At 65.3% G+C, this 5,528-nt stretch carries 2 protein-coding genes and 1 pseudogene; 1 reads left to right on the forward strand and 2 read right to left on the reverse strand.

What is annotated here, in order from left to right; all coding sequences use genetic code 11:
* Nucleotides 1–2,148 (reverse strand): CRISPR-associated helicase Cas3' (cas3, locus tag PV682_RS43810; protein WP_407705848.1); only part of this gene is annotated, 2,148 nt, incomplete at its 3' end.
* A gap of 817 nt (nucleotides 2,149–2,965) precedes the next feature.
* On the opposite strand from cas3, the pseudogene PV682_RS43815 reads away from it, so the two are divergent.
* Nucleotides 2,966–4,228: pseudogene (locus tag PV682_RS43815) on the forward strand (RHS repeat-associated core domain-containing protein); the annotation flags it as partial.
* A gap of 692 nt (nucleotides 4,229–4,920) precedes the next feature.
* Here PV682_RS43815 and PV682_RS43820 read toward each other — a convergent pair.
* Nucleotides 4,921–5,019 (reverse strand): DUF397 domain-containing protein, encoded by a 99-nt coding sequence (locus PV682_RS43820; RefSeq protein WP_319738522.1) that lies wholly within the window; start codon nucleotides 5,017–5,019, stop codon nucleotides 4,921–4,923.
* Nucleotides 5,020–5,528 lie beyond the last annotated feature (509 nt).

The following is a 5,528-nucleotide window of genomic DNA, read 5'->3' on the forward strand; positions in this document are numbered from 1 at the left end:
CGCCCTGCCGTCGAGGAACGGGCCGAGCACGGCCAGCGAACGCAACAGGATGAACTCGCTGCGGTAGACGGCGATCGTCCCCGCCACCGGCTGCGGGAGAGCGGCTTTCCAGTCCACGCCGGTAATCAGGCAGCGCGCCTGAGCCAGGCGGGGCGGTCGGTTGCGGACGTGCCGGTGCAGGCGTCCCATCCGCTGCAACACCAGGTCCACCGGCGCCAGGTCGGTTACCAGCATGTCGAAATCGACGTCGAGGGACTGTTCTGCTACTTGACTGGCCACCACCACGTGACGGTTGGGCCGTTGAGTGCCGTCCGGGCCGAAACGCCGAAGCAGATCGGCGTCGTTGGCGGCGCGGTCCGCCGCGAGGAAACGGGAGTGGGCCACGGTGACCGCCTCGTCACCCAGCCGCGCTCGCAGCACGTCTGCGGCTTCCAGGACCCGGTCCACCGTGTTCCGTACGACCAACACGCAGCCGCCGTCGGCTAGTTCGAGTTCGAGACGGTCGGCCAGTGCGGAGAGGTCGTCGTCGGAGCGCTCCATGGCGACGGCGGTTCTTCTGCCGGAGGCGGCCGGGGGCCGCGCGGTGAGGACCGGGTGGCCAGGGGACGCGGCCGTGATCAACGGGTACGCGTCGGGGTCCGTCTCCACTTTCAGGGTGTCGTCCGAGGAGCCTGTGTACGCGGCCACGAGCGCATGCCTGCGGTCCGACGGAAGCGTCGCCGACAGCACGACGACCGGTACCCGGTAGGCCGCCAGCCACTCCAGAACTCGGTCCAGATAGCGGCCCATGTAGGCGTCGTAGGCGTGTGCTTCGTCGATCACCACGACCTTGCCCGCCACCGCGAGGTGCCGCAGCATCAGGTGACGGCTCTTCAGGCCGGCGAACAGGACCTGGTCGATGGTTCCCACCGCGAACGAGGCCAGCAACTGCTTCTTGCGGCCCCGCAGCCACTGGTGGGCGTGGAATCCGGCCGGCTTGTCGTACCGGTAGCAGGTGTCGAGGTGTTCCTTTTCCTGCTCGCGCGGATCGACCGCGGCGATCGTTCGCCGGCCTTGGCGCAGGAGGCCCGCCCATACGTCGTTGAGCGCGGCTTTCGCGTGGGCGAGCACGACCGAGTGCCGTCCCTTGCCGTCATCCGGAAGACGTTCCAGCCACGCCAGCAGACGAGGGAACATCGCGTCTCCCGTCGCGCGGGTCGGCAACGCCACCAGAACACCGCCCGCACCCGACCGTGCGGCCAGGATCTCCGCCGCCGCGAGCGCCGCCTCGGTCTTTCCCTCACCCATCGGCGCCTCGATCACCAGCATTCCAGGGGCAGGCATCTCCCTGGCCATCCGCACGGATTCGGTCTGGACCGGACGGATGGCTTTCCCCTTCAGCCGGGTGAACCGCGCTACGAACAACTCGTCCGCTGGTTGTGCGGGTTCCTCCGGTGCCCACGGCGGAAGGAGGTCCAGCCCTGCCCAGGCAGCGGCGAGCCGACGCCGTTCACCCACCGGACCAACCGGCTCCCACGTCTCGGGATCGTAAGGAAACAGCTCAGGCGAACTCGCGATCCAGTCCGCCAGGATCACCACCGCCGTCAGGACCACCTGCGCCGGCTGCGACAGCCGTACCTCTCCCCACTCAGGCAGCCGGTCGATCACGTCCGCCGCCACGGCGCAGGCGTCCATCAACTCGAACTGGGCCCGCCGCCACACCTCCTCGCTCGGTCCGGGATGCCGGACCAGGTGCGGGCGGAGCTGGAGGTCGTGGATCTGGTCGTGGTCGGGGAACACGCCGTGGTGGCCTCCCACCACGACGGCGAACTGTCCCGACACCCGGCCGCGCAGGCCGAAGCGCTCAGCCATCCATTCCTGGAGCAGCGATTGCCCGGCCAGGCCGTGTGGTGCTATTCGACGGTCCTGTCTGTAGTCGCGGGAGAGCGGCACGTCGAGTCCGGCGCGACGCATCGAATCGGCCAGCGGCTCGAACTGGCAGGCAAAAGCAGGGGTGGATTTCCCCACGTCGTGAACACCGGCCAGGAATCGGACGAGCCGGTGAGCATCGTCCTCACCACCGGGCAGCGCCTCCGCCACCAGTTCCTTCACCGAACGAGGCAGCCACTCCACCCACAGCCGGCCGGCCACCGCACCGCTGTCGGCCATGTGCCGCCAAAGTGGCAGCCAGCCACCCGACTTGATCTCCGACTTCGCCCACACCGACCTGGTGGGGGCGGACAAGTTCCCCCAGGGGAACCGGACATCCAGAGAGTGCGCTTCCGTGGCTGCTTCTGACATGGTTCCCATTCCTGCGCGCCGGGGAGGAGGCCCCCTAGGTGAGGAGGGGGGCCTCCGGGAGGGGAAGGGGCGACCGGTTCGACTGTGGCTGAACGGTCGTCCTACGGGGTGACGGGTTCAGGCGAGGCGGGGGTGCAACGGTTTTGACCGGAGCAGCAGGACCACGATCACGATGACAGTCACCCAGACCCACGGCGCTTGCGCGGACGGGGTGGTCGGACAGGCGGCGATCACGGCTGCGCCCAGACCGACCACGGCGGGTAACCGTGCAGGGTTGGACGGTTGGGCTGATGTTTCGTTCGAACTCATCGGTAGACTTCCCTCGTCTCGATTGCGATCAATTGAGGCGGGCCGGACCTGCGCTGATCCTTTTGCTGAGGCATGCGCAGGCCGGCCCATCTGTGTGTTGTGCCCCGACTTGCCGGGATGCGTGGGGGGTACGCTACACGCGCCAAGGCGATGGCAAGTCCCGTTCCCTGAAAGTCTCTTCGTAGACGAAGTCCCCTGGTTCAGTACGACGCGGTGAACTGGGAAGGGACGTGAATTTCTCCAACCCCGCGTGCGCGGGGACCACGTTGACAGGAAAGTTCCCTGGGGAACACCCCCGCGTGCGCGGGGACCACGGCCTCAGAGTAGACGTGGTGGCCGGGCCGTGGGGAACACCCCCGCGTGCGCGGGGACCACCCACCACGGCACCGCTTCCATGGCGGTCGACGCCACCACGCAGGCCATCACCCGTCGCTACACCAAACCCTTCGGTGAGACCCGAGGGACCACACCATCGGCCTGGCCCGACGACAAGGGATCCCTCGGCAAACCCACCGACGCCGGCACCGGCCTCACCCACGTCGCCGCCCGCGAGTACGACCCCACAGCCGGACGCTTCCTCTCCGTCGACCCGGTGCTCGCCCCCGATGACCACGAGTCCCTCAACGGCTACGCCTACGCCAACAACACCCCCGTCACCAAAAGCGACCCCACCGGCCTCAAGCCGATCGTGGGCTGCGAACTCGGATGCAGCGACGGCAAAGGCGGAACCTACCGGTCCTACGCGACGCCGGGTCCCCACGGGGGATGGGTCTACCACTCCAGCCACACCTACAAGCAGGACTTCCAGTACCAGAAGCAGGACGGCAGCACCGGAAGCGGCACCATGACCGTCACCGTCCGCATGGACGGCAACACCAAGTCGGCCAAGGTGGAGTTCAAGAAGGGGCCCGACCCCGAGCCGAAGAAGGACGACGGCTACTGCAACGCCTGCTGGGCCATGGGAACCAACCCCCAATACAACCCCAACGCCAACGACCTGCCGGACACCGGGAAACTTTCCACCTGGCAGAAGGTCATCCTGGGCACCGTCTCAGCCGTGGCAGGGGCAGTGATTCTTGCACCAGTAGCCATCGCTCTTGGCGAAGGATGTCTGGCCACGGCACCGGTATGCGCCGCAGAGATCGCGGAAATGGCAACCGGGGGTGCGTCGGGAGGCAGCCTTACCGCAGGTGTGAGCGCGACCGCCGTAGGCGGATATAGTGCAGCCCGCTCAACTATCCTGGGCGGTAAGTACTTCACCCCCGAGACAAACCTCAAGATCCTGATCAGCCCAGGCGGCGGCACTACGAACTGCCGCGCGTGTGTGATCTCGCTAGACCAGCTGATGGCCGGTGGAGCACGTTCCAACGCGATCCCAACGCTGGAGCGTGGGTCTCTCCGGCCGATTGAAGAGTTCTACGGTCAGAAGTTCAGGACTCGGAGCTTCTCAAACATCGTGGACGACATGCAGAAGGCGGGCCCTGGGGCTCGCGGTATCGTGTACGGAGCCGACCGTGAAGGTGGCCATGTTTTTAACGTGGTTAACATTAATGGTCGGGTGACGTTCCTGGACGGGCAGTCAGGGAATGCCAGTCATGCGCCCACCTGGGCTGGCTATTCATGGATTAGGACAAACTGATGATATCTGAATCGGAAGGCCGCTTGATTGCGGAGGGTTTTCTGGAGATGAGTCGAAAGCCTGGTGAACCTGAATTGGCGATTGACTGGGATGGGGTGCGGATGAAGGAGGGGGTTCTTATCGCTCCATATAATTCCTCTCGATTCTTGAGTACCGGAAATCTCGGTGATCGTTTGCTGGATTGCTGGCCAATTCTGGTGGACCTTGTTTCTGGGGAAGCTCGGTTCGGAAAGCTGGAAGAGCGAGCTTTCTGGAAGGAATCCCAGTAGTCGTCTCCTTCCGCTCTGACGCGGCAGCTGTAGTTTCGGGTCGCTGCTGGCTCAAGGGAGGCGCGGACATGGGTGCGGCCACCGTGATCGTGAATGTTTGTATCGACGTATCAGGAAACGGTGGCCGTGGAGGTTGTGATGGCGGGGCAAGTGTAGGGCTGTCCCGCTCCAGTGATCCACCGGAGTTCCGCGCAGGGGACGGCGCAGAGGGGGAGTGGCCGTGGGCGATGTGTGCCGGGGCCTGGTGGGGTGATCCTTTCTTCCTCTGAGTGATGGCGTAAACATCAGTGGATGTTCATGCATGGCGGCGAGCCCCGATCGCGGATTGGTCGGGGCTCACTGCTGTTCAACGGTGACTTTCGAGCGGCCAGGGCCGAACGGATTCGGGGTTGCTTCCGGGGGAGCTCTACAGGTTGGTCGGGGTCAGTCGGTGCTGCGTACGTGGTCGATGAGCAAAGTGAACGGGGCTGCACCGAGGAGAACAACGGGGCCGTGCGGGCTCTTGGAGTCCCGGATGGCCACCTGGCCGAAGTCGCGGCGTACGTCCGCGACTTCGGCCAGGTGGACTGGTCGCTGCCGCTGTGGCTGGACTTGAACCAGGCGGCCCCCGGGAGGTCGGCGGCGGTGCAGGCCACGGCCTTGTCAGGCATATGTGTTTCCCTTCAGGTACTTCTTGATCAGTTCGCGTGACTGGTCGGCTGGCAGGGCCGACTCGTAGACACTGAACCTCTTTCATCCTGTGCTGTGGGGATGAAGTGGGCTGGTCAGGTGGGGTGACGTGGCGAAGCCCCTCGTCGTTGGTGTGGTGATCTCACTCAACACGCCGACGGCCGGGGGGCTTCGTTGGTTCCGTATCCTTCCACGCTCGATGTCCCGTACGAGCTGGTCGAGCATGTCTCCTGGCTCATCTACACCCGAAGGCGTGAACTCCGCTAGGCCGTGTTTTAGGTCAGGGTCTTGGTTCACGCTTCACTCTTGTGATGATCACGGTGTGGGGCGTGGGGATCTTTCCGATGAGCAGTGGTCTGTGC

This window comes from Streptomyces niveiscabiei, assembly GCF_033794345.1.
Lineage (GTDB): Bacteria > Actinomycetota > Actinomycetes > Streptomycetales > Streptomycetaceae > Streptomyces > Streptomyces niveiscabiei.